This is a genomic window from Actinocorallia sp. API 0066, assembly GCF_020991275.1.
Classification (GTDB): Bacteria; Actinomycetota; Actinomycetes; order Streptosporangiales; family Streptosporangiaceae; genus Actinocorallia.
Window position 1 is genome coordinate 106,087 of sequence record NZ_JAJLQY010000008.1, and the last position, 23,092, is coordinate 129,178.

The following is a 23,092-nucleotide window of genomic DNA, read 5'->3' on the forward strand; positions in this document are numbered from 1 at the left end:
GGCCGGGGCGGACGTCGCGGTCGCGCCGGGCTCAGTCACGCGCCTCGACGCGCTGCGCGAAGCTCAGCCAGTCCTCGGACAGGCGCCGGGCCAGGGAGGCGACGGAGGACGCGCAGTGCGCGGGCACCCCGTCCACGAGCTGCTCCCACATGTCGTTGTCGAAGACGTGGGACCCCATGACGCGCAGCAGCGACCGGCCCGCGTCGGTGAACCGGAGCGACGGGTCACGGCGCAGCCGCTGCAGCGCGACGGCCGGGCTCACCGGGTGGTCGCGCGCGGAGGGCGCGCCGCTCCCGGCGGCCAGGACCACGACCTCGGCGTCGTCGCCGTGGTCCTCCAGTTGCAGGAGGCGGCGGGGGACGGGATCCCGCCCGGCTTTCAGGCGTTCGCGGACGTCGCGCACCGTGGAGACCGCGACGCCCGCCTGTTCGGCGACCTCGCGGAGGGACGCGCCGGGGTTCGCCGCGATGATCGCGGCCGCGGTCCTGCGCCCTTCGGCGGCGTTCAGCGGGCGGACCCTGCCGTCCTTGCCGACGCGCACCCGCGACGGGAGTTCGGCGCCGGGGACGCGGCGCCGGATCGTTCCCACCGTGCGGGCCGACAGGCCGGTCGCCTCGGCGATCAGCCGGTCGGAGAGCTGCGGGTGCGACCGGAAGATCCGCAGCACGGCGGCGGTCCGGTCCGCGGTCGACAGCGGCAGCCCGTGCTTGGCGTTGATCTTGACGGCGATGAGGAACGCGTCGTCCTCGCTGCCGTCGAAGAACTCGACCTCGATGGTGTTCTCGCCGCGCAGCCGGGCGGCGCGCACCCGGTGCATGCCGTCGATGACCCGCATCGTGGGGCGGTGCACGATGATCGGCGGAAACGGAAGGTCCGAACTCGCGAGCCGCCGCACATGCTCGGCGTCCTCCCCGGAACTGCGCGGAGAATGGGCGTCGACAAGGCTGCTTATGTTGATCAGATCCGGAGTCCTGAAGGACTGCGGAGCCAGACCCCCCTGCCGGAAAACAGGGGCTGAGATGCTTTTCACGATTTTCTCCCCGACAGGTGTGCGCACACGCGCGATCATTGTCACCATGGGCTGTCGTCGTTCGACGGCGCACCGGACCGGCCGCCGTGTTCCGTTCTTCCGGCGCGCCGGAGGGGTGGGGCGCGCCGGTCAGCCGAGCCGTGCCGTGACGGTCTTGAACCGCTGGTACTCCGCGAGCGCGAGCGTGCTCAGGTCGGTGCCGTGCCCGGACTGGCGGCGGCCGCCGTGCGGCAGTTCCGGCGTCTGGTCGAGGTGGCAGTTGAGCCAGACCTCGCCCGCGTCGAGCGCGGCCGCCACCGAGAGCAGGGTGTGCGCCGCGGTGCCCCACACGCTCGCCGCGAGCGCCTGCGGCACGCCGTTGGCGAGCCGGACGGCGTCCGCCACGTCGTCGGCCGCCTGGACGGTGAGACAGGGGCCGAACGTCTCCTCGCGCACGGCGGGATCGTCCGGTTCGAGGTCGTAGAGCACCCGGAACGGCGTCCAGTGCCCGTCGGCGTGGTCGCCGTCGAGGAGGCGCAGCTCGCCCGCGAAGCTCCCGCCCGCGCCGGACGCCGCGAGGATCCCGTCGTACCGCGCGAGCTGCGCCGGGTTGTTGAGCGGGCCGAAGTCGGCGCCGCCATGGAAGTCGGCGACCGCCTCGACGAGGCGGTCGACCACCGCGTCGTAGTTCTCGCGCAGGGTGATGACCCGCTCGGGCGCCGCGCAGCTCTGCCCCGCGTTGTAGACGGCGGCCGCCGCCAGCCGCGCGTAGGTCTCGGGCGGGGCGTCCGGCAGGATGACGGCGGCGCAGTTCCCGCCGAGCTCCAGGCTGACCCGGCGCAGTCCGGCGCGGGCGGCGACGTCGAGGCCGCCCGCCACGCTGCCGGTGAAGGCGACCGCGTCAACGGCCGACTCGACGAGGAGGCGTCCGGTGTCCCGCCCGCCGGGCAGCACCCGGAGCACGGAGTCGCCGAGCGTCCGCGCGGCATGCTCGCCGAGGAGGAGCGCCGACTCCGGGGTGGTCTCGGCGGGTTTGAGCACCACGGTGTTCCCCGCCGCCAGCGCGGGCGCGATCCGCCACGCGGCCATGAGCAGCGGGTAGTTCCAGGGGACGATCGCGGCGACGACGCCGAGCGGCTCGTACCGGACCCAGCTCTCCCGGCCGGGCAGGTGGCCGCCGGCGACGGGCGCCTGCGCGGCGCGGGCCGCCCCGGCGTAGAACCTGACGACGTCGGCCGCCGCCAGCACCTCTTCCCTCGCCGCGTCGGCGGGCTTGCCGGTACCGGCCCGTTCGGCGGCGGCGTACTCCTCGACGGCCTCCTCCAGGGAGTCGGCGAGGCGGAGCAGGCGGCGCGACCGTTCGGCGGTGGTCAGGCCCGCCCACGCGGGCCGCGCGGCGGCGGCCGCCGCGACGCCTTCCGCGACCTCCACGGGACCGGCGGCGGGCGGCCCGCCGCGCGGCGTGCCGGTGCGGGGATCGGTGAGCGGCGGGGAATCGCCGCGGCTGAGACCTGCGCGTTCCGGAGTGAGCCTCATAGCCGAGAATATAGGCCAGTAATGTTCTGTTCGACCCGGCTAGTCAGGCGGGGTCAGGCCGAATTCGGCGAGCAGGCGCGGCCGCTGGAGCTTTCCGGTGGGCGTGCGCGGTATTCGGGGCGCCAGGATGATCCGGCGGGGCAGCGCGTGCGGCGGGAAACACGCGCCGAGATGCCGTCTGATGTCGGCCTCGCGCCCGGTTCCGGTGACGACGACCGCGACGACGGACTCCCCTTCCACCGGGTCCGGAACGGCGAGGCAGGCGGCGTCCGCGACCCCGTCCAGGCGGCGCAGCGCGTGCTCCATCTCCTCCAGCGAGACGGCCTCGCCGTGCACCTTCGCGATGTTCTTCAGCCGTCCGGTCAGCACGAGGAGTTCGCGTCCGGTGTGCGGGTCCAGGGCGCGTCGGCCGAGGTCGCCCGAGTGGAACCAGCCGCCGCGGAACGCCTCGTCCGTCGCCTCGGGGTTGCCCGCGTACCGCGACATGACGTTGTGTCCGCGCATGCAGACCTCGCCCACCTCGCCCGGCGGGACGGGTCGGCCCGCCGGGTCGAGCACGGTCACCTCGTTGCCGAAGAGGGGCACGCCGACCGGCGGGACGTCCGTGTCGACCATGACGGCACGGTAAGCGTCGGGGGACAGGTCGATCGGCATCGTGGTGGCGAAGTTGGTCGTCTCGGTCAGCCCGTACCCCTGGACGATCCGGGCGCCGAGCCGCCGGTGGACGTCGTGCGCGGTCCGCACGGACAGGGGCGCGGCGGCGGTGAGGAAGTAGTCGAAGCCGGACGGGAGGCGCGGCTCGCGCCAGGTCGCCAGCAGCGTGTCGAGGACGCTCGGCACCGCGCTGGCGATCCGGGGACGGAACCGCTCGATGAGCCCGGGGTAGGCGAACGGGTCGAAGGCCGCCGCGAGGACGACGTGCGCGCCCGCGCGCAGCGGCGCGAAGAGCGTCGTGTGCACCCCGTTGACATGGTGGACGGGAAGGAAGCCGAGCACCCGGTCGCCCGCGCGCAGCCGGTGGTGGCGGCGCAGCGCCTCGGCGTTGGCCGCCGCGTTGCGGTGGGTCTGCGCGACGGTCTTGGCCGCCGCCGTCGATCCGGACGTGCCGAAGAACAGCGCGTCGTCGTCGAGCCGGACCGCCGCGTCGGCGGCGTCGCCGACCGGGTCGGGCGCCCGCTCGAAGCGCGGCACGGCGACGGCGCCGTGGCCGAGGCGTTCGGCGTCGGCGGGGGAGGCGCACAGCACCGCCTTCGCGCCGCGCGCGGCGAGCTGGTCGTGGATCCGCGCCGGGGGGTCGGCCGGGTTGAGCACGAGGCAGACGGCTCCGGCGCGCAGGAGCCCGAACAGCGCCACCACCGAGGCGGGGTCGTTGACCGGGAGGAGGCCGACGACGTCGTCCCGCGCGACCCCGAGCGCGGTGCGGAGCCAGTGGCGGCAGCGCGCGCTCCACGCGTCGAGCTGGCCGAAGCTCATCGTGGCGGTCGCGCCGTCGGCCGCCACCGAGGTGAGATACGGCAGGTCGGGGCCGGTGCGGGCGCGGGAAACGAGGGTTTCCACGATGGTCGGGTAGCGCGCGCCGTCGGCGGCGGGGTGGGCGTGCGCGCCGTCGTGGTCCGTGCGGGGGCTCACGGCAGCCGTCCCGCCGCGCTCTCGGCCCGCCGAACGGCCTCGGTGAGCGTGCGCACGGACCGGAACGTGGCGCGGTTGACCAGCTCGGCGGGCAGGGTCACGCCGCGCCGCCGCTCCAGTTCGACCATCAGCGACACGACGGCGATCGAGTCCAGGCCGAGGCCGCTGAGGGGCGCGTCCGGGTCGATCCCGGCGGGGGCCGCCCCGTCCTTGAGCCGCCGGGCCACGAGCGAGGCGATGACCTCGGTCAGGTCGTCCATGCGGGTGGTTCTCCCTTCACGTCATGGTGTCGCGGGCGCGGCGTGTTCGAGTGCGGCGTCACCGCGGTCGAACACCGCCGGGCGGCCGGTGCCGGGCGAGCCGGTCGATCGCGGTGGACAGTTCGTCCCAGCGGCGCGCCGTGGTGACGCGGGCGACGCCCCCCGAGAGGCAGAAGGTCAGGATCCCGGGGAAGACCGAGACGCCGGTGTCGTTCAGGAGGCTCCGGAAGCACAGATAGGAGTTGTCGTAGCCGTCGAAGCTCAGCGCGACGTTGATCGAGCAGACGGCGGGCGTCACCGAGATCCCCGGCAGGTCGAGCCGCGCGGTGGCGGCCTCGCGCAGCGCGGTCAGGCTGTCGGTCCTGGACAGCCGTTCCTCCCGGTACCGGGTGTAGGCGCGCTGCAGTGACGCGAGGTCCATCCCGTAGCCGGGGTCGAACTCCGCGAGGTGTGCCCCGGTGACGTCCTCGACCGACGTGATCAGCCAGCGCTCCAGCCGGGCGAGCACCTCGACCAGCGTGTAGAAGACCGAGGGCGGGCCGCCGAAGGTGCTGGACGCGAACTCGTAGTACTCGTCGATGAACGCCGCGTCCGCGATGATCCAGCCGATCTTCAGGCCGGGCGCCGACCAGGTCTTGGACAGGCTGGTGACCCGCACGACGTTCGGGGCCGAGCGCGCCGCCGAGGGCCGGGCGACCGGGCCGAGCCACTCGTGGCACTCGTCCAGGATGATCATCGTGGCCGGGTCGGCCGCCCGGATGAGCTCGGCGAGCTCCGCCTCCCGCACGACCGCCCCCGTCGGGTTCGCGGCGGTCTGGAGCAGCACCAGCGGGGTGTCCGGCCGCAGCGCGTCGATCAGCGGCCGCAGCGTCGTCGTCCCGTCCTCCGACGGCGTCGGCACCAGCCGCACGTCCTTGCGCCGGGCCACCGACTCGACGAGCGGCGGGTAGTTCGGGATGGCGCACAGCGCGGGCGCGGCGGTGCGCGCGGTGTGGAGCAGGATGAAGTCGGCGAGCATGCTGATGGTGAAGGTCGCGCCCATCGTCAGCGCGATGTTCTCCGGGCCGTACGCAGGGCCCGCCGCGCGCGCCGACTCGTAGGCGGCGACGGCCTCGCGGGACGAGGCGCGCCCGCGCGAGTCGGAGTAGCCGTACCAGTCGCGCGACAGCGCGTAGGTGACGGCGTCCTTGAGCGCGCCGGGCAGGCCCCAGACCTCCTCGTCCACGGAGCCGCCGGACAGGATGAGGTCGGCGCGGGGGCGCAGCACGCCGTAGAGGTCGTCCCTGAAGTAGTGGTTGAACAGCTCCTTCACCATCCGCACCGTCGCGCGGGAACCGAGGATCTCCTCGCCCGTCACCCGGCGGCGCGGGGTCGCGGCGCGCCAGCGTTCGGCGAGCTCCGGACGCCGCCCGTCCCGGCCGAGCCTCGCCTCGACCTGGCCGAGCACGAGGTCGCGGAGCTCGAACGGGTCCGACGGGTCGCGGGCCCGGTCGAAGACGTCGGCCAGCCAGGCGTCGGCCGCCGGGTCGAGCCGCGTTCCCCGGGGCCGGGCGGCCGCGCCGGGCGGGCGGTCCGGCTGTGGCGGCGGCGCGGGGACGGCGGCGCGCGGCGTGGCGAACAGAGTCATACGGGACCTCGCAGGACGGTTCAGGGGTGGCGGATCCGGAGCCGTTTGAGATGGCGTCGGCGCGGTCGGCGGGCGGCGCCGGCGGCGCTCCTGCCGTGGAAGGAGAAGGTGTTGTCGATGACCGCGAGCGTGCCGCGCCGCCACCGGATCCCCGTGGCGTTCCGTGGCTGGTACATCGCGGCGAGCAGGGCGCGCAGCGCGCCGTCGACCTCGGCCGGGCTCGCGGCGCCGTCCGGGCAGACCCAGCGGAACGGCGCGTCCCCGAGGTCGCGGAACGCGAAGACGGGCCGCCCCTGGACGTACCGGAGGATGGGCGGGACGTCGTGGTCGCTCCGGCACCTGGTGGCGGCGAGGACACGCCGCTCGTCCGGCGTCAGCGCGTCGTGCACCGAGGCCATCGGGACGAGCACGGTCTGCGCGAGCCGCTCGGCCGGGTCCGCGGCGCAGCACATCAGCACCACGTAGCGCGGCTGCGCCGCCACGGCGCGGTCGCTGCGCTCGGAGTGCAGGGTGAGCGCCGCCGCGCTGAAGGGCTGGCGGGCGGGGTCCTCGGGGTGCGCGTACTCGTCGACGAGGTTGAGGACCACCCCGTGTTCCACCCACGGCAGCACAAAGGGGTCGCTCTCGGGGAGCGGCTTCCCCAGCCCGTCGCCGAACGCGAGGAACCGCTCGGTGGACAGGGGCTCGGCGAGGTCCGCCCGGAGCAGCCCGTCCCGGCCGGGCGGTGCGGACGGGCGCCCCGCCAGGGCGTCCGGCGTGATCGGCGCGCCCGTCGCCTCCGGCAGCGGCAGCCCGCCCTGGAGCACGGCACGGCGCCGGGCGACGTGCGGGTCGGACGGGCGCGGGCGGAAGACCCCGATCACGGCGCACCGCCGCCGACCGGCGCGTGGCCGCAGCCGAGCCGCCGCAGCGCGTGCTCCCCGGGCGCGGACAGGCCGCAGACACGGCAGCGGATCAGGCCGTCGGCGGCGAGCAGGTCGCTGAACGGCACGAGCGTCTGCCTGTCCGCGCTGTCCAGCGCCCGGTGCGAGACCCCCACCGACAGCAGCACGTGGTCGCTGATCGCGCCGACGGCGTGCGGCTGGAGCCCCGCGACGAGGTACGCCTGGCCCGGCGCCGTCTCCAGGATCTCCCCGGCGGCGGTGATCGTGCCACGGCCGCCGACGACGAACAGCAGGTGGTCGCCCCGGTGCACGTGCGGGGCGAATCCCCGGCCCGCCGGCACGTGGATGAGGTCGGCGCCGAGGAAGCCGTTGGACAGGAGCGGCTGGCCCGTGACGCCCTCCACCGAGCCGACGTCGGTGCCGCGCGGCGACATGAGCACGGCGAGGCGCTGCGCGAGGCCGTCGGCGAGCCCGTCGTCGTCGGCCCACCGGGCCAGGGCGACCGCCGTGTTGACCCGGCCGCCTTCGGCCTGGTCCCGCGCCCGCGTCGGGGGCACGCCGAAGGCCAGCAGCAGGAACCGCTGGAGCGCGTCGTCGCGCTCGGCCCGCGGCAGCCCCTCCAGGCGCCGGTAGGCGAGGTCGAGGACTTCCGCCGTCGTAGGGCGCGGCCGTTCTGGGGTCACGATCCAGCCTCCAGACTAGACGGGGGTGAAGGGGACGCGGCCCAGCTCCAGGGCGAGCCGGGCGCCGAGGAACCCCGCGAACACGTGGTGGAGCAGCGGCGTCCACTCCTCGCGGGGCGCGCCGAGGACGGGCAGGAGGACCGATCCGGGCGGCGTCCCGGCGTCGTGCGGGCCGACCACGACGACGGGCCGCCCCAGCGCGACGGCGCCGCGCGCGAGTTCGGCGGCGCGCCCGGCGGCGCGGCCGCGCGGCGCGAGGACGACCAGCGGCGCGTCGCCCGGCCGGGCGTGCCGCTCGACGTGCCACCACTCCTCGAGGTCCTGGCCGAAGGCGGCGACCCCGCACGCCTCGACGACCTTCGCCGCCGCGTACTTCGCGGTGCCGAGCGCGGGGCCCGTTCCGGTGACCGCCAGCGGCCCCGGCCCGTCCGGGCGGGCGGCGACGAGCTTCGCCGCGAGCTCACCGCAGGGCGTCTCGACGGCGGCGGCGGTGCGCTCGACCTCGTCGGGCAGCGCGCGCAACTCCCGCAGCAGCGTTTCCGGCGGGACGGGTCCGCGCCGCCCGGCCAGCCGGACGGCGACCACCGCCAGGGCGGCGAGGCTCGCCTGGTAGGTGAGGATGCCGGGGGACGGCTCGGCGGCCGAGGTCCGCACGACGAGGCGGTGGTCCGCCGCGAGCGCCACGGCGCTGTCCGGATCCGCCGTGACCGCGAGCGTCGCGGAGCCGCGCGGGCCCGCCCGCCGCAGCGCCTCGGCCAGCCGCCGGTTGCGGCCCGAGCTGGAGATCCCGACGACGAGGGTGCCGGTGCCGTCCGCGCCGGGCCCGACCGCGCCGTAGTCGAGGAACCGCTGGGTCGGCACCGGGTCGCAGCGCAGCGCGGCGAGGCTCTCGAACGCCATCGCCGCCGCGAGCGCCGCGTGGTAGGAGTCGCCGCTGCCGGTGAGCACCACCCGCCGGACCGGGCGGGCCGAAGCCGCGCGGACGACCGTGTCGGCTTCGGCTTCGAGCCGGGGGAGGAGCGCGCGCAGGTCGGCGCCCAGCGCGCGGGACTGCCGCAGCATGTGCGCTGCCGAGTACCCGCTCATCCGGCGTCGTCCAGCGAACGCACGATCTCCATGTAGGCGGCGACCTTCTCGGCGCGGATGGGGCCGTTCCAGCCGTCGTCGGTGAGGCAGCCGCCGACGAACGCGCCGTCCGCGCCCGCCAGCAGCCGCCGGGCGTTCTCGTGTGTGGTGTGCCCGGCGAGGAAGAGCGGGAGCCCGGGAACCGCGGCCCGCACCGCCGCGAGCGTCGCCAGCGTCCGCTCCTCGTCGGGGCCGCCGAGGCAGACGGCGTCGGCGCCCACCAGCCGGGCGGCGCGCGCGACGTCGGCGGTCGGCTTGCCTCCGCCGAACCACTGGAAGTGCGTGGAGTCGACGTCGGCGACCAGCTCCACGTCCCACGCGTCGATCGTCCGCCGGTAGGCCATGACGTCGGCGGGCTCGGCGTTCACCAGGCCGTGGTTGCTCATCGTGGCGCCGACCAGCGCGCCCGCCCGCACGAACCCGCCGCCGGCGAGTTTGGCGACCGCGAGCGACGCCCGGGTCGCGTGCCGCATGATCTGGACCCCGACGCGGAACCCGCCGCCGGTCCGCTCCGCGATGGCGCGCACGATCAGGCTCACCGCCGCGATCCGCGCCGGATCGGCCTCGTCGCGGGTGCTGTAGACGCGGTCGGCCGTCTGCACGAGACAGCCGTGCGCGCCGCCCTCGTGCAGCGCGAGCGCCGAGCCGAGGGCGTCCGCCACCACCCGGTCGAAGGAACCCGGAACATAAAAAGGGGTGCCCGGCAAAGGCCCGAGATGGATCACCCCATAACAGACCTTGCCCGGCCGCCTGGAGGTGGCCATCGTGTTATTCCGCCTTCCGCCGCTCGCCATCGGGTCAGGCCGATTGAAACGCGCCGCACCGCGAAATGTCGATCGTGCGGTCGTACCGTTCGACCGCGCGGTATCCGCGGTCGAACGGCGTCGGCGAAATGCGGGGTGGACGAACACGAATCCCGTCACCGATATTTCCGCCCATGGAACCACCGCCTGAGCGGACCTCGGGATGGGAGATCGCCACCGCGCCGGAAGAAGTGCACGACCTCCTGCTCCGGTCCGATTCCCTCGCCGCGTCCGCATACGGACTTCCGGCTCCCCGACGTGATCGGAAGAACACCGAGAGACTCGTGGGATCCGGTTCCGTTCACCTCTTCCGGGACGGGGGCGTCGCGGCGGCGATGTTCACCCTCACCTGGAATCCGCCCTTTTCGCCGGTGCCCGCCTCCTTTCCACGAGTGCGGCGCGCCGCCTACCTCCAACGTCTGGCCGTCCGCCCCGACCGGGTCGCCGACACCGCGCTGCTGGGCCCGATGTGCGTGCGGAAGGCGCTGGAGGAGGCCGTGGGGCTCCGCGCGCAGGCGCTGCGCGCGGAGGCGAACCCCGATCTCACCCGCGTCGTCCGGCTCCTGGAGCTCCTCGGGTTCCGCAGGCACGGGCCCGTGCTCGACGACGGGCGAAGGCGGCGGATCCACCTCCAGCACGATCTCGGAGAACCCCTTGCGACACCTGCGGAATGACCGCCGCGGCCCCAGGCCCCGCAACCCCTTCGCCGCACTGGTGGCCGGCTTCGTCCTGCGCTGGCGGCTGCTCGCGGTCCTGCGCGTCACCGGCCGACCCACCTGGACGCTGCTGTGGGCGGTGAACCTGTCGCTCGCGCTGCTCCCGACGGCGACCGGATGGGTGACCGGACTCCTGGTCGGGCGGCTGATCTCGGACGGCCCCGACCCGCGTGCCCTCGCCGCGCTCTGCATGGCCGTCGGCGTCCTCGTCCTCGCCTCGCAGGGACTGGAGTTCATGCACTCCGCGCTGCGCGTCGGCGCCGCGCAGCGGGTGAACGCCTGGCAGCGCAGGCGGGTGACGAAGCTGGTGACGCGGCCCGGCGGCGCCTGGCGCCTGGAGGAGCCCGGCGTGCGGGACGACCTGTCGCTCGCGGTGCTGAAGGGCCTGCCGAACTGGGTGTTCTACTCGTTCGGCACCGGCGCGGTGGGCCAGCTGGCGATCACCACCCGCACGTTCGGCGCGTGTTTCGCGGCCGTGGTGGTGGCGCGGTTCTCGGTGCCGATCGCGCTCTGCACACTCGCCGCCGCCCTGTTCGCCCGTGCCGTCAGCCGCCGGGAGTGGCTCGCGGAGCACGCCGTCATCCGCGACCTCGCGCCGACGCTGCGCCGGGAGGGCTACTGGACCGAGATCCTCGCCGCGCCGTGGGCGGCCAAGGAACTGCGGACGTTCGGCCTCGCCGACTGGGCGCTCGGCCGGTTCCGCGCCCTGGCGAGCGACCGGGTGGAGCGGGTGGCCGCGGTCCGGCGGAAGCTGATCCGCCGGCTCCTCGCGCCGTTCGCCCTCCTCGCCGTGACCGCCGCCGTCGGCCTGGAGATCCTCACCGTCGCCATGGCCCGCGGCACGCTCTCCATCGAGGAACTGGCGCTCTACTTCAGCGCGTTCTGGGCGATCACCGCGGTGGCCCGGTGGGACACCGAGGCGTTCGACGTGGAGTTCGCCGGGCTGCCCGCGCTACAGGCCACCGACCGGCTGAAGGAGCGGTTCGAGGCGGGGAGCGGGACGGGCGGCGTCCGGCTCGCGGAGTCGGCGACGCCGCCCCGCGTGCGGTTCCACGGCGTGGAGTTCCGCTACCCGGGCGCGCCCCGGCCCGTCCTGCACCGGCTCGACCTGGAGATCGTCCCGGGTGAGGTGCTCGCGCTCGTCGGCGTGAACGGCGCGGGCAAGACGACGCTCACCGACGTCCTCACCGGGCTGCGCACCCCGACCGCCGGATCGGTCACCGTGGACGGGCACCGGCTGGACGGCGTGGACCTGCGGTCCTGGCGCAGGCGGGTCTCCGTGGTGTTCCAGGAGTTCGTGCGCTACGAGCTGTCCCTCCGCGACAACGTCGCGCTCGGCGCCCCGTGGTGCGCGGTGGACGAGGACCGGCTGGACGCCGTCGCGGTCCGGGCCGGGATCGCCGACCTGGTGGCCGCCGCCCCGGCCGGGTGGGACACCCCGCTGGCGCGGGCCCATCCCGGCGGCGTCGACCTCTCCGGCGGGCAGTGGCAGCGCGTCGCGCTCGCCAGGGCGCTGTACGCGGTGGAGTGCGGGGCCCGCCTCCTCGTCCTGGACGAGCCGACCGCGCACCTCGACGTGCGCGCCGAGCACGAGGTGTTCACCCGGGTGGCGCGCGAGACGCCCGGCGTCAGCGTCGTGCTGATCTCGCACCGCCTCTCGACGGTGCGCGCGGCCGACCGCATCGCCGTGCTGGACGGCGGCCGGATCACCGAGACGGGATCGCACGACGAGCTGATGGCGCTGGACGGCGCCTACGCGCGGATGTTCACGATGCAGGCCGAACGGTTCACGGACGAACGGTTCAACGATGAGCGGACATCGGACGGGGTGGTCTTCCCATGAGGCGGTACTCGACGCTGCTGGGCTTCTATCGCGAGTCGTGGCGGAGCGACCGCCGCCTAGTCGGCGCCTTCGCGGGCCTGCTCCTCCTCGACGTCCTCGCGACCGGCGGGTTCGCCGGATCGATGCACGCGCTCCTCAAGGGGGCGCTGGCCGGAGACGTGGTCGCGGTCGTCGTCGCCACGATGGTCGGCTCCGTCAGCTGGACCGTCTCCATCCTCGGCGTGTCGGCCCGGATGAACATGATCTACCTGCTGTCCGAGGCCGACAGCGTGCGGGTGGACGAGCAGATCCTGGCGCTGATCGCGCGGCGCGAGGGCATCGAGCACCTGGAGAGCCCCGAGTACGCGGACCAGGTCGCGCTCGCCCGGGGCGCGGGCGACCTCATCGCGCGGTCGGCGTGGGTGCTGGTCGACGGTGTCGCGGCGCTGGTCCGGCTCGTCGTCGTCCTCGTCGTCTTCGCGCTCATCTCGCCGGTGCTCCTGCTGCTCGCGGCCCTGCTGGTCCCCGCCGTGTGGCTGCTGTACCGCAGCCAGCGCGCGGCGCGCCGCAGCGTCGTGGCGTCCGCGCGGGACGCGCGCCTCGCCGAGCACCTGCACCGGCTCGCCACCGAACCGGTCTCCGGCAGGGAGATCCTGGTGGCCGGCGCGGGCGAGGCGCTGCGCGCGCGGGAGCGGCGGACCTGGGACCGGCTGATCCGGCGCCAGGAGCGGGGCCACTGGACGGCCGCCGCGATCGCCACCGTGGGCTGGGCGCTGTTCGCCGGGGGGTACACGGTCGCCCTGCTGCTGCTCATCCGCGACGTGACCCGAGGCCACGCGGGGCCCGCCGACGTGATCGTGCTGGTCACGCTCACCGGAACGCTCCGCGTCCAGGCCGAGGGCATCGTCAGGTCCCTGCAGCGGATGTCCCACGGCATCAGCGCGCTCGACGCCTTCACCTGGCTGAGGGAGCACAGTGGGCCGCGCGAGGCGGCGCTCCCCGCCGTGCCCGAGGCCGCGCCGGAGGACCGTCACTTGCCCCGGCTCCGCGACGGCATCACGATGAACCGCGTCTCGTTCGCCTACCCGGGCACGTCGGAGACGGTGGTCCGCGAGGTGACCCTGAAGCTCCCCGCCGGAGCGACCGTCGCGTTCGTGGGGGAGTACGGCGCGGGCAAGACGACACTGGTCAAGCTCCTGTGCGGGATGTACGAGCCCACCGAGGGGACGATCGCCGTCGACGGCGTCCCCCTCGCCGAGTTCGCCCCGCGCGACTGGTGGCGGCACCTCACGGCCAACTTCCAGGACTTCGCCAGGTTCCGCCTGGTGGCGCGCGAGTCGGTCGGGATCGGCGACCTCGCCGCGCTCGGCAGGCCGGACCGGATCGCCAGGGCCGTCGCCGACGCCGACGCCGAGGAGGTGGTCGAGCGGCTGCCCGCCGGGCTCGACACGCAGCTCGGCGCCGAGTTCGACGGGGTGGAGCTGTCGACCGGCCAGTGGCAGCGGGTCGCGCTGGCCCGGACCCGGATGCGGGAGGCGCCGCTCCTGTGCGTCATCGACGAGCCGACGGCGTCGCTGGACGCGCGCGGCGAGTACGTCTTCTACCGCCGCCAGATGGTCCTGGCCAGGGCGCTCGCCGAGGCGTACGGGACGGTCACCCTGGTCGTCTCGCACCGGTTCTCGACGGTCCGGATGGCCGACCTCATCGTCGTCGTGGACGACGGCGTGGTGACGGACCTGGGAACCCACGAGGACCTCATCGCCCGCGAAGGCACGTACTCGACGCTGTACCGGATGCAGGCGGACGCCTACCGGATCTCCTGAGGGGCGGCGCGGGTGGCGTCACCCGCGCCGCCGCACCGCCGCGCGCACGGCCGGGGCGACCCGGGTCGCCACGAGTTCGACGGTCCGCCAGTCGACCGGCGGCTTCACCGCGAGCAGGAAGTCCCGCACCCCCAGGTCGGCGTAGGCGAGGAGGTCGGCGACGCAGTCCTCGGGGGTCCCGAACGTCAGGTACTCGCGCCGGATCTCCTCCGGCGCGCCGTCCACCTGTGCCGCCGCCCGCTCAGGGCCACCGGACGGGGACTCGGTGAGCACCGCGCGGAAGGTGAGCGACCCGCGGATGTCCGCCGGGTCGCGACCGGCCGCGGCGCAGTGCCCGGCGAGCGCCTGAAGCTTCGTGCGGTAGGTCTCGGGTGAGCTCGCCAGCGTGTTCCAGATGTCGGCGTGCCGCGCGACGATCCCGAGGGTGCGCCGGGCCCCGTCGCCGCCGATGACCAGCGGCAGGCGCTTCTGGACGGGTTTGGGGGCGAGCCGCGCCCCGTCGAGCCGGAAGTGCTCGCCCTTGAACGTCGTGACGTCCTCGTCCCACAAGCCGCGCAGCACCGTGCACGCCTCGTCGAGCACGTCCAGCCGCTCGGCGGCGGCCGGGAAGGGGATGCCGTACTGCTGGTGGGCGCGGTCGGGGCCGCCCGCGCCGACGCCGAACTCCAGCCGCCCGCCGGAGATGTGGTCCACGGTGGCGGCGACGTTCGCGAGGACGGCGGGGTGCCGCCAGGTCGCCGTGGAGACGAGCAGCGCGCACCGGATCCGCTCCGTGGTCGCGGCCAGGGCGGCGAGCATGGCCGTCCCCTCAAAACAGGGCCAGTCGGGCGGATAGAGGTGGGGGCGGAAGTGATCGAACACGGACACCCAGTCGTAGCCGAGCTCCTCGGCCCCGCGCCAGAGCTCGGCGCAGGCGCCGAACGTCCCGTGCAGCTGGCCCGAGTGGATCCCGAACCGCACGGTGTCGCCGTGGATCTGCGTCACGCGCCCTCGCCCCCGTCGGTCTGGAACTCGTGGACCGTCGTGCTGCGGTACTCCCGGCCGGGGTCGAGCCGGGCGGAGGGGAAGTCCGGCCGGTTCGGCGCGTCGGGGAAGACGCCCGTTTCGAGGCAGAGGCCGCCGCGCGGGCGGCGCGGGTAGCCGTCGGCCGAGTAGACGCCGATGCCCGGCGCGTCGGTCCGCACCCGCATGCGCCGCCCGCCGCGCGGTTCGGTGAGCACCGCCGCCCAGCGGGGGTCGTCGAGGACGAAGAAGTTGTCGATCGCCCGGTCCCCGATCGGACGCTCGGTCGTGTAGTCGAGCGCGGTGCCCGCGACGCGGACCGGGTCGCCGGGGGCCGGCACGAGGTCGGCGTCGAAGCGGAGCCGCCGTGTGGCGTTCAGCGCCAGCGTGTGGCCGTCGATGGTCGTGCCGCCGAGGTTCCAGTAGGCGTGGTTGGTGAATCCCACGACGGTGCTGGCGTCGGTCGTGGCGCGGTGCTCGAAGGTCAGCCGTCCGTGGACGTCCACGCGGTAGACCGTCTCGGCCGTGAGCGTCCCGGGGTATCCCTGGTCGCCGTCCGGGCTCACCAGCCGCAGCCTGACCGCGACGTCCTCGGCGTTCTCCTCCACCTCGGCGTTCCAGACGAGCCGGTCGAAGCCGTGGGTCCCGCCGTGCAGGTGGTGACGCCCTCCCTCGTTGGGGTCGAGAAGGTGCCGTCGCCCGTCCAGGTCGAACGCGCTTCCCGCGATGTTGCGGCAGAAACGTCCGACGGTGGCCCCCAGATAGGGATTCCGCGCGCGTGCCTCGTAGTCGGCGAGATCCCGGTGCCGCAGCACGACATTGTCGATTCGGCCGGACCGGTCGGGAACGCGGACCTCCACGAGGGTCGCCCCGTAGGTCCAGACGAGAACGGAAAGGCCGCTGCCGTTGTCCAGTTCGTATCCCTCGACTTCGCGCGGCTTCTGGCCCGCGTGTCCCGCGCTTTCACCGACCCGGTGCACCCGGATACGCGTCACTTTCCCTCCCCGAATACCGTGTGCCTTTCTTTCGGGGACTCATGGTCGCGGACGGTCCCGAGAAATGTCCAGGAGCGGCGGAGCGGTGGTGGCACACCCGGTGCGGCGCCTATCTTTTCTTTTCGGAGGTCTCCGCCTTTGTTCCGGGAGGCCGGGCGCGGTGGCGCCAGGCGGTGGGGATGCGGGGGTCCAGGAGGGGGGTGGCGAGGTCCACCAGGAGGTTGGTGAGGGCGAAGGTCAGGGAGGCCAGGAGGACCAGGCCCTGGACCACGGCGAGGTCCTGGTGGGTGACGGCGGTGGTGGCGAGGCGGCCGAGGCCCTGCCGGGAGAAGACGGTCTCGACGACGACGGAGCCGGACAGGAGGCCGCCGACCAGGACGCCCGTCATCGCGAGGGTGGGCAGGACGGCGTTGCGGAGCGCGTGGCCGAACAGGACGGTGTGGCGGCCGAGGCCCTTGGCGCGGGCGGTGTCGGCGTAGCCCGTCGTGAGGGCCTCGCCCAGGCTCTGCGCCAGCAGTTGCGCGACGAGCGCGGCGATCGGCAGGGCCAGGGTGACGGCGGGCAGGACGAGCCCGCGCGGGCCGTCGCCGCCGACGGCGGGGAACAGCGGCCACCGGAACGAGAGGACCTGGATGAGCAGCAGCCCCACCCAGAACGTCGGGAGGGCGACGCCGAGCGGCGGCAGCGTGAGCAGCGCCTCCCGGAGCCGGCGCCGCCGGGTCAGCGTCGCGGCGAGCGCGAGCCCGAGCCCGAGCAGCACACCGAGGACGAGCCCGGCGGCGGCCAGCGCCGCGGTCGGCGGCAGCGCCTCGGCGAGCAGCGCGGACACCGGCCTGCGCTGCTGCACCGAGTGGCCGAGGTCGCCGTGCAGGAGCCGGTTCAGCGCCGCGACGTACTGGTCGGCCAGCGAGCCGTCCAGGCCCAGGTCGACGCGGATCGCGTCGATCTCGGCCTCGGACAGGCCCACGTTCGTGCCGACCATGACGGCGACCGGGTCGCTCGGCAGCGCGAACAGGACGAGGAAGGAGAGGGTGAAGGCCGCCCAGAGGACAAAGAGCGTCTGGGCGGCCCGTCCCAGCAGATAGCGGGCCATGGTGTTACAGGCCGGCCGTCAGCGGTCGGCTCGGCAGTTCCCGGCGCAGCACCGGGGCGATCTCGGCGAAGAACAGTTCGAGCGTCTCCCGGTGGTCGGCGCGGCCCAGCACGGTGGCGTCCACGTGGACGTGCAGCGCCTCGTGGCCGAACAGCGCGTGCTGGGCGTGCACCTTGTCGATGATCTGCTGCGGGCTGCCGACCAGCACCGAGCTGTGCGCCACCCACTCCTCGACGTCGTTGTACCTGATCGAGCCGCCGTCGTACTTCCTGTTGACGGCGAGCCGGGCCTCGAACACCGGCCGGTACTTCGCGACGGCCTCCTGGGACGTCCGCGCGCCGAAGTAGCCGGAGGTGCCGATGCCGACGAGGGCGTCCGCCGGGTCGTGCCCGTAGTGCGCCCACCGCTCCCGGTAGTGCCCGATCAGCTCCGCGTACGGTTCGGGCCTGCCCCGCCCGTTCGAGGAGAAGATCGGGTCGCCGTGCCGCGCCGCGAAGTCCGCGGACTCCAGGCTCGACGCGCTGCCGTGCCAGACCCGCGGCCGCCGCTGCAGCGGCCGGGGCAGCGCCTCGGCCGCGTCGAGCGACCTGCCCAGCTCGCCCTTCCAGGTGACGTCGTCGCTCTCCCACAGCCTGCGGAACAGCGCGTAGTTCTCCTGGAGCCGCGCCCACTGGTTGTCCGGCGTGACGCCGAACAGCTTCGCGGTGCGCGGGTAGCCGCCCTTGCCGATCATGAGGTCGAGCCGGCCGCCGGACAGGTTGTCCAGCGTCGCGTAGTCCTCGTAGGCGCGCAGCGGGTCGAGCATGCCGAGCGTGGTGACGGCGGTGAACAGCCGGATCTTCGACGTCAGCGCGGCGATGTGCGCGAGCAGCACGGGCGGCGCGGTGGACACCGCGGGACGGTCGTGCCGCTCCCCGACGCCGTAGCCGTCGAAGCCGAGCTCCTCGGCCAGGACGGCGTCCTCGACCAGCTCGCGGAGCTGGAGTTCGTCGGACCTGTCCTGGGCGGGGACGTGCGGCAGCAGCAGGAACTTCATGGGTACCCTCCGGGGCTTCGGGCGGTCGGGGTCAGGACAGCCAGGCGTCGCGCAGCCTGCCGAGTCCGGAGCTGGCGGTGAACGTGACGCCGTTGACCTTCGCGTCGGTGGCGAGCACCGCGGTCAGTTCGAACACCGGCAGGTACAGGGCCTGGTCCACGACGTGGTGCTGGATCTCGGCGAGCGTCGCGTTCCGGACGGCCGGGTCGCCCTCGCCGATCTGCCGCTGGAGCAGCTTCTCCAGCGCGGGGTCGTCGATCCGGTAGAAGTTCGGCGGCGCGCCGGAGAAGCTGGCGCGCAGGACGTCGCCGTCGGCGTGGGTGGCGTTGGTCCAGAAGAAGTCGTAGTCGCCCTTCTTCAGCCCTTCGAGGAGCTGGGCGCCGGTCTGCTCCAGCAGCTTCAGCTCGATCCCGACCTTCGCGGTCTGCGCCTTGATCAGTTCCAGGGCCTTCTGGTTGACGCTGTAGATGGGGAACCAGCCGACGACCAGGGAGAGCTTCTGCCCGTCCTTCTCCCGGACGCCGTCGCCGGTCCGGGTCCAGCCCGCCGCGTCGAGCAGCCGCGCCGCTTCGGCCGGGTCGAACCTGATCTTCGCGCTGAGGTCGGCGTAACCGGGCGTGGTCTTGGCGAGCACGCTGGTCGCGGGCGCGAAGTCCTTGCTGAGCAGGGTGTCGCGCACCTCGGCGCCGTCGATCGCGAGCGCGATCGCCTTGCGGACGTTGACGTCGGAGACGGCGGGCCGCTCCTGGATCGGCACGAGGCCGAGCACGAGGCCGGGGTTGGGCCGGGCGAGGACCTGCTGGCCGCCGTCCCGGAGCGCCTGGATGTCGGCGGGCGGCACGTCGCCGATGGCGCGGACCTGGCCGGACTGGAGGCCGCCGGTCCGCACGCCCGCTTCGGGGACGGCGGTGAACTCGACCTTGTCGAGGTAGGCGTCACCGGCGCGGTCGTCGCTCGCGGCGGGCCAGGCGTAGCCGGTGCGGCGGCTGATCGTCGCGCCGCTCTGGCTGAACGCGTCGAGCTTGAACGGGCCGCTCCCGACGACCTTGTCGGTGCGCTCCTCGAACGGCAGTTTCAGCGTCGCCTCGCCGACGATGGCCAGGCCGGGGCTGGACAGCGCCTGCAGGAACGGCGCGCTCGGCTTGCCGAACGTGACGGTCACCGCGGCGCCGTCGGCCTTCGCGCCGGTCAGGTTCGCGACGGACGGGGCGAGCGCCGGGTTGAGCTTGGCCCGGTTGGCGATGATGTCGTCGAAGTTGGCCTTGACGACGTCGGCGGTCAGCGGGGTGCCGTCGGAGAACGTGACGCCGTCGCGCAGGTGGAAGGTGAACGCCGTGGCGTCGGTGTTGACGTCCCAGCGTTCGGCGAGCCACGGCCCGATCGCGCCGGTCCCGGGGTCCTGCTCGACCAGCGAGTCGAACAGCTGCCGGGTGAGGTACACCGAGGAGCTGTCGGTGAACGCGCGCGGGTTGGCGCTGAGCGGCGCCGACTGGAGCGCGAACGTCAGCGTGCCGCCGGGCTTGGGCGTGCCGCCGGACGGTGCCGCCTCCTCGGCGGATCCGCCGCAGGCGGCCGACGCGAACAGCGCGAGCCCGGCCACGACGGCGAGGGCGCCGCGGGTTCTTCTTCGTGCGGACATGGGGGGATCTCCTGTTCCTTGTTACTTCGTGGGTTCCGGTGGCGCTGGCACGCGCGCGCCGGGGACGGCCGCGAGCAGCGCCGCCGTGTAGGGGTGCGCGGGCTGGGTCAGGACGTCGTCGGCCGCGCCGAGTTCGACGAGGCGGCCGTGGCGCATCACCCCGATCCGGTGCGCGAGTCGCCGCACGACCGCGAGGTCGTGCGAGATGAACAGGCAGGTGAGGCCGAGCCGTTCCTGGAGCCCGGCGAGCAGGTCGAGGATCTGCGCCTGGACCGTCGCGTCCAGCGCGGACACCGGCTCGTCGCACACCAGCAGGTCGGGTCCGGGCGCGAGCGCGCGGGCGATCGCGACGCGCTGCCGCTGCCCGCCGGACAGCTCGGCGGGCCCGCGCCGCAGCAGCGTCGGCGGCAGCGCGACGAGTTCGGCGAGGTCCGCGACCCGGTCGGCCCGTTCGGCGCGGTTCCCGATCCCGAACGACACGAGCGGGTCGGCGATGATCCGCTCGACCGTCATCCGCGGGTTCAGCGACGCGTAGGGGTTCTGGTAGACGACCTGGATCCGGCGGCGCAGCGCCCGCAGGTCGCGGCCGCGCAACGCGGTGACGTCGCGGTCCTCGAAGAGGACGCGTCCGGCGGTCGGTTCGGCGAGCCGCAGCAGGATCCGCGCGACCGTCGACTTCCCCGACCCGGACTCGCCGACCAGCGCGAGTGTCTCGCCGCGAGCGAGGTCGAGGTCGACGCCGTCCACCGCGCGCAGCGTGCCGCCGCCGCGCAGCCGGTAGTCCCGGGTGACGCCCTCCAGCCGCGCGTGCGCGGGCCCGTCCGCCGCCTTCGGGACGACCGACGGCGCGCGCGGCACGGCGGTGAGCCCGCCGAGTCCGGGCGCCGCCGCGACGAGCGCGCGGGTGCGCCGGTCCCGTGGCGCGCCGATGATCCGGGCGGCCGGGCCGTCCTCCACGACCCGGCCCCCGGCCATGACGACGATCCGGTCGGCCCGTTCGGCGGCGACGCCCAGGTCGTGCGTGACGAGCAGCAGCCCGATCCCGCGCTCGGCGGCGAGTTCGGACAGGTGGTCGAGGATCCGCCGCTGCACGATGACGTCCAGGGCGCTGGTCGGCTCGTCGGCGATGAGGAGGTCGGGTTCGGCGGCGATCGCCATCGCGATGAGCGCGCGCTGGCGCAGCCCGCCGGACAACTCGTGCGGGTACTGGCGCGCGCGGAGCGCCGGGTCGGGCACGCCGACCCGCTCCAGCAGCCCGACGGCGGCGTCGTGCGCTTCCCGTCCTCGGACGAGGCCGTGCGCGGTCAGCGCCTCGGCGATCTGCGCGCCGACCCGGTGCACCGGGTTGAGCGAGGTGCCGGGGTCCTGCGGCACGAGCCCGATCCGCCTGCCGCGCACCGCGCGGAGCCCACGGTCGCCGAGCCCGACGAGGTCGGCGCCGTCCAGCCGGATCCGGCCGCCGGTGATCCGCGCGGTCGGCGGCAGCAGCCCGAGCACGGCGTGCGCGGTGGTGGACTTGCCCGAGCCGGACTCGCCGACGAGCGCCACCGTCTCGCCGCGCGCCACGGTCAGGTCGACGGCGTGCGCGGCGTCGGCGTCGCCGCCCCGGTACCTGACGGTGAGGCCCTCGACGCTGAGCAGCGGCCCGCTCATCGGGGGCCGTCCTGGAGCGCGCGGGACACCCGGTTGGCGGCGACGACGGTGAGGACGACGGCGAGGCCGGGGAAGACGGTGAGCCACCAGGCGGTGCGCAGCGCGTCCCGGCCCTCGGAGACGAGCGCGCCCCACTCGGGGTCGGGCGGCTGGACGCCGTAGCCGAGGAAGCTGAGTGCCGAGACGGCGAGGATCGCGCCCGCGAAGTCGAGCGCGGCCAGCGCCCGGACGGGCCCGAGCGCGTTCGGCAGCACGTGCCGCAGCAGCACCCGCGGCAGCCGCGCGCCGCCCGCCCGCGCCGCCTCCACGAACGGCTCCTCGCGGACCCGCAGCACCTCGGCGCGGGTGATCCTGGCGTACGCGGCGACCCCGGTGACGCCGACCGCGACCGCGACGTTGCGGGTGCCGGGCCCGAGCACCGCGATGAGCGCGAGCGACAGCAGCAGGCCGGGGATCGACAGCAGCAGGTCGACGAGCCGCATGATGAGCGTGTCGGCGGGGCCGCGCAGGAACCCGGCGAGCAGGCCGAGCGCGCCGCCCGCGACCAGCCCGACGAGGGTGGCCAGCGCGGCGGCCGTGAGGGACGCGCCGGTGCCGTGCACGACCCGGGCGAACAGGTCGCGGCCGAGCTGGTCGGTGCCGAGCAGGTGCGCGGGCGACGGCCCGAGCAGCCGGTCGGCGGGGGCGACCGCGAGCGGGTCGCGGGCGGCGAACCAGGACGGGAGCAGCGCCGCGAGACCGGCGAGCGCCAGCCAGACCAGCGCCAGCGCCGGTCCCGGCCTGCCGAAACGCGAGTGCATTCTCTGTCCAATCGATCGGAAAAGTAGGAAACAGGGTCGAGCCCCGCCCGCGAGGCCGCCGAGGGGATCTACCGCGCCATGATGCGGCTGGTTGAGGTGACGCGTCAACTCAAACCTGGCAGGGCCCGCCTCACACCCACGTGAGGCGGGTCCCGTGACGGTTAGGTCAGCACGGTGCTCAGCCGCTCGGCGGTGCCCGTGACCAGGGGTGCGAGCGCCTCCACGCGTGCCGCGTTCTCCGGTGTGTAGGTGAGGCCCACGCCGACGGCGAGTGCGGCGCGGCCCTCGGGGTCGCGCACTGGTGCGGCGACGGTGAGCTGGGTCGGGGTCATCTCGCGGTCGGCGAGGGCCCAGCCGCGTTCGCGGGTCCGGTCGATCTCCGCGCGCAGGTCGGCCAGGTCGGTGATGCTGCGTTCGGTGCGGCGGACGAGGGGGGCGAGTGCCGCCAGGTCCGCCTCCTCCGGGCCCGGCCAGGCGAGCAGGACCTTGCCGAACGCGGAGGTGTGCAGCGGGACGCTGTTGGCGGCGACGTCGTCCCACTCGGCGCCGCCCGACTCGGCGGAGACCTCGCCGACGACGAGGGCCTCGTCGCCGTCGCGCAGGGCGAGCGCCGCGCTGCCCCCGGCCTCCCGCGACAGCCAGCGCAGCTCGGGCCGCGCCAGGTGGAATCCGCGCTGGTGGCTGAGCACCCGGTTGAGCCCGGCGACGGCGCTGCCGAGCCGGTAGCGGCGGGTCGCCGGGTCCTGTTCGAGGAACCCGGCCTGCTCCATGGCCCGCACGATCCGGTAGACGGCGCTGACGTTCAGGTCGAGCCGCCGGGCGATCTCGGAGATGCCCGCGGTGCCGGGCACCGTCCTGAAGTGGTTGAGCACGTCAAAGGCGCGTTCGACCGTCTGGGCGCCGGTCTGCCGTCCGCCTTCGGCACGGGTCACGGTGGGGTCCTCTCGTTCGGCTTGC

Annotated in this window: 20 protein-coding genes; 3 read left to right on the plus strand and 17 right to left on the minus strand. The window is 74.5% G+C overall.

Features of this window, described 5'->3' with window-relative positions; all coding sequences use genetic code 11:
- Window positions 1-31 precede the first annotated feature (31 nt).
- From LO762_RS20795 to LO762_RS20835, 9 genes are all read right to left on the minus strand, one after another.
- Entirely contained in the window at window positions 32-1,078 is a 1,047-nt protein-coding gene (locus tag LO762_RS20795; protein WP_374201582.1) for a ParB N-terminal domain-containing protein, read from the minus strand.
- An 81-nt stretch (window positions 1,079-1,159) separates the two neighbouring features.
- Entirely contained in the window at window positions 1,160-2,545 is a 1,386-nt protein-coding gene (locus tag LO762_RS20800) for an aldehyde dehydrogenase family protein (RefSeq protein ID WP_230617522.1), read from the minus strand.
- 39 nt (window positions 2,546-2,584) lie between these two features.
- The gene (locus LO762_RS20805) at window positions 2,585-4,174 is read right to left on the minus strand and encodes a class I adenylate-forming enzyme family protein (RefSeq protein ID WP_230617523.1); all 1,590 of its coding nucleotides are present in this window, start codon (window positions 4,172-4,174) and stop codon (window positions 2,585-2,587) included.
- Window positions 4,171-4,434, minus strand: coding sequence for an acyl carrier protein (locus tag LO762_RS20810; RefSeq protein WP_230617524.1), 264 nt, complete (start codon window positions 4,432-4,434; stop codon window positions 4,171-4,173). Before LO762_RS20810 ends, LO762_RS20805 begins: the two co-directional genes overlap by 4 nt.
- Before the next feature lie 58 nt (window positions 4,435-4,492).
- Window positions 4,493-6,061, minus strand: coding sequence for a pyridoxal phosphate-dependent aminotransferase (locus LO762_RS20815; protein WP_230617525.1), 1,569 nt, complete (start codon window positions 6,059-6,061; stop codon window positions 4,493-4,495).
- Between the two features lie 20 nt (window positions 6,062-6,081).
- A complete protein-coding gene (locus LO762_RS20820; protein WP_230617526.1) occupies window positions 6,082-6,924 on the minus strand; it encodes a TauD/TfdA family dioxygenase in 843 nt (280 codons plus the stop codon).
- Window positions 6,921-7,628: a cupin domain-containing protein gene (locus LO762_RS33585; RefSeq protein WP_230617527.1), complete on the minus strand. Its 708-nt coding sequence runs from the start codon at window positions 7,626-7,628 to the stop codon at window positions 6,921-6,923. The genes LO762_RS20820 and LO762_RS33585 overlap by 4 nt, the downstream gene beginning before the upstream one ends.
- 15 nt (window positions 7,629-7,643) lie before the next feature.
- Window positions 7,644-8,714, minus strand: coding sequence for an SIS domain-containing protein (locus LO762_RS20830; RefSeq protein ID WP_230617528.1), 1,071 nt, complete (start codon window positions 8,712-8,714; stop codon window positions 7,644-7,646).
- Window positions 8,711-9,517 (minus strand): BtpA/SgcQ family protein, encoded by an 807-nt coding sequence (locus LO762_RS20835; RefSeq protein WP_230617529.1) that lies wholly within the window; start codon window positions 9,515-9,517, stop codon window positions 8,711-8,713. Before LO762_RS20835 ends, LO762_RS20830 begins: the two co-directional genes overlap by 4 nt.
- Window positions 9,518-9,690: 173 nt before the next feature.
- Between LO762_RS20835 and LO762_RS20840 the strand changes: the two genes are divergently transcribed.
- The 3 genes from LO762_RS20840 to LO762_RS20850 are packed head-to-tail and all read left to right on the plus strand — an operon-like array spanning window position 9,691 to window position 13,917.
- Entirely contained in the window at window positions 9,691-10,230 is a 540-nt protein-coding gene (locus tag LO762_RS20840; RefSeq protein ID WP_230617530.1) for a hypothetical protein, read from the plus strand.
- Between the two features lie 40 nt (window positions 10,231-10,270).
- Window positions 10,271-12,115 (plus strand): ABC transporter ATP-binding protein, encoded by a 1,845-nt coding sequence (locus LO762_RS33590; RefSeq protein ID WP_230617531.1) that lies wholly within the window; start codon window positions 10,271-10,273, stop codon window positions 12,113-12,115.
- On the plus strand, window positions 12,112-13,917 hold the full coding sequence (locus LO762_RS20850) for an ABC transporter ATP-binding protein (RefSeq protein ID WP_230617532.1): 1,806 nt from the start codon (window positions 12,112-12,114) through the stop codon (window positions 13,915-13,917). The genes LO762_RS33590 and LO762_RS20850 overlap by 4 nt, the downstream gene beginning before the upstream one ends.
- 18 nt (window positions 13,918-13,935) lie before the next feature.
- Here the strand turns inward: LO762_RS20850 and LO762_RS20855 are convergent, their stop codons facing one another.
- The 8 genes from LO762_RS20855 to LO762_RS20890 form a co-directional block, all read right to left on the minus strand.
- Window positions 13,936-14,901, minus strand: coding sequence for an LLM class flavin-dependent oxidoreductase (locus LO762_RS20855; RefSeq protein WP_230617533.1), 966 nt, complete (start codon window positions 14,899-14,901; stop codon window positions 13,936-13,938).
- Entirely contained in the window at window positions 14,898-15,914 is a 1,017-nt protein-coding gene (locus LO762_RS20860) for an aldose epimerase family protein (RefSeq protein ID WP_230617534.1), read from the minus strand. Before LO762_RS20860 ends, LO762_RS20855 begins: the two co-directional genes overlap by 4 nt.
- Window positions 15,915-16,023: 109 nt before the next feature.
- Window positions 16,024-17,007, minus strand: a complete 984-nt coding sequence (locus LO762_RS20865) for an ABC transporter permease (RefSeq protein ID WP_230617535.1) — start codon at window positions 17,005-17,007, stop codon at window positions 16,024-16,026.
- 4 nt (window positions 17,008-17,011) lie between these two features.
- Window positions 17,012-18,043 carry an LLM class flavin-dependent oxidoreductase gene (locus LO762_RS20870; RefSeq protein ID WP_230617536.1) on the minus strand — a complete coding sequence of 344 codons (1,032 nt, stop codon included), beginning with the start codon at window positions 18,041-18,043 and terminating at the stop codon, window positions 17,012-17,014.
- Between the two features lie 31 nt (window positions 18,044-18,074).
- Window positions 18,075-19,682 carry an ABC transporter substrate-binding protein gene (locus LO762_RS20875; protein ID WP_230617537.1) on the minus strand — a complete coding sequence of 536 codons (1,608 nt, stop codon included), beginning with the start codon at window positions 19,680-19,682 and terminating at the stop codon, window positions 18,075-18,077.
- 21 nt (window positions 19,683-19,703) lie between these two features.
- Window positions 19,704-21,335, minus strand: a complete 1,632-nt coding sequence (locus LO762_RS20880; protein WP_230617538.1) for an ABC transporter ATP-binding protein — start codon at window positions 21,333-21,335, stop codon at window positions 19,704-19,706.
- On the minus strand, window positions 21,332-22,135 hold the full coding sequence (locus LO762_RS20885) for an ABC transporter permease (protein ID WP_230617539.1): 804 nt from the start codon (window positions 22,133-22,135) through the stop codon (window positions 21,332-21,334). Before LO762_RS20885 ends, LO762_RS20880 begins: the two co-directional genes overlap by 4 nt.
- Before the next feature lie 161 nt (window positions 22,136-22,296).
- Window positions 22,297-23,067, minus strand: coding sequence for an IclR family transcriptional regulator (locus LO762_RS20890; RefSeq protein WP_230617540.1), 771 nt, complete (start codon window positions 23,065-23,067; stop codon window positions 22,297-22,299).
- Window positions 23,068-23,092 lie beyond the last annotated feature (25 nt).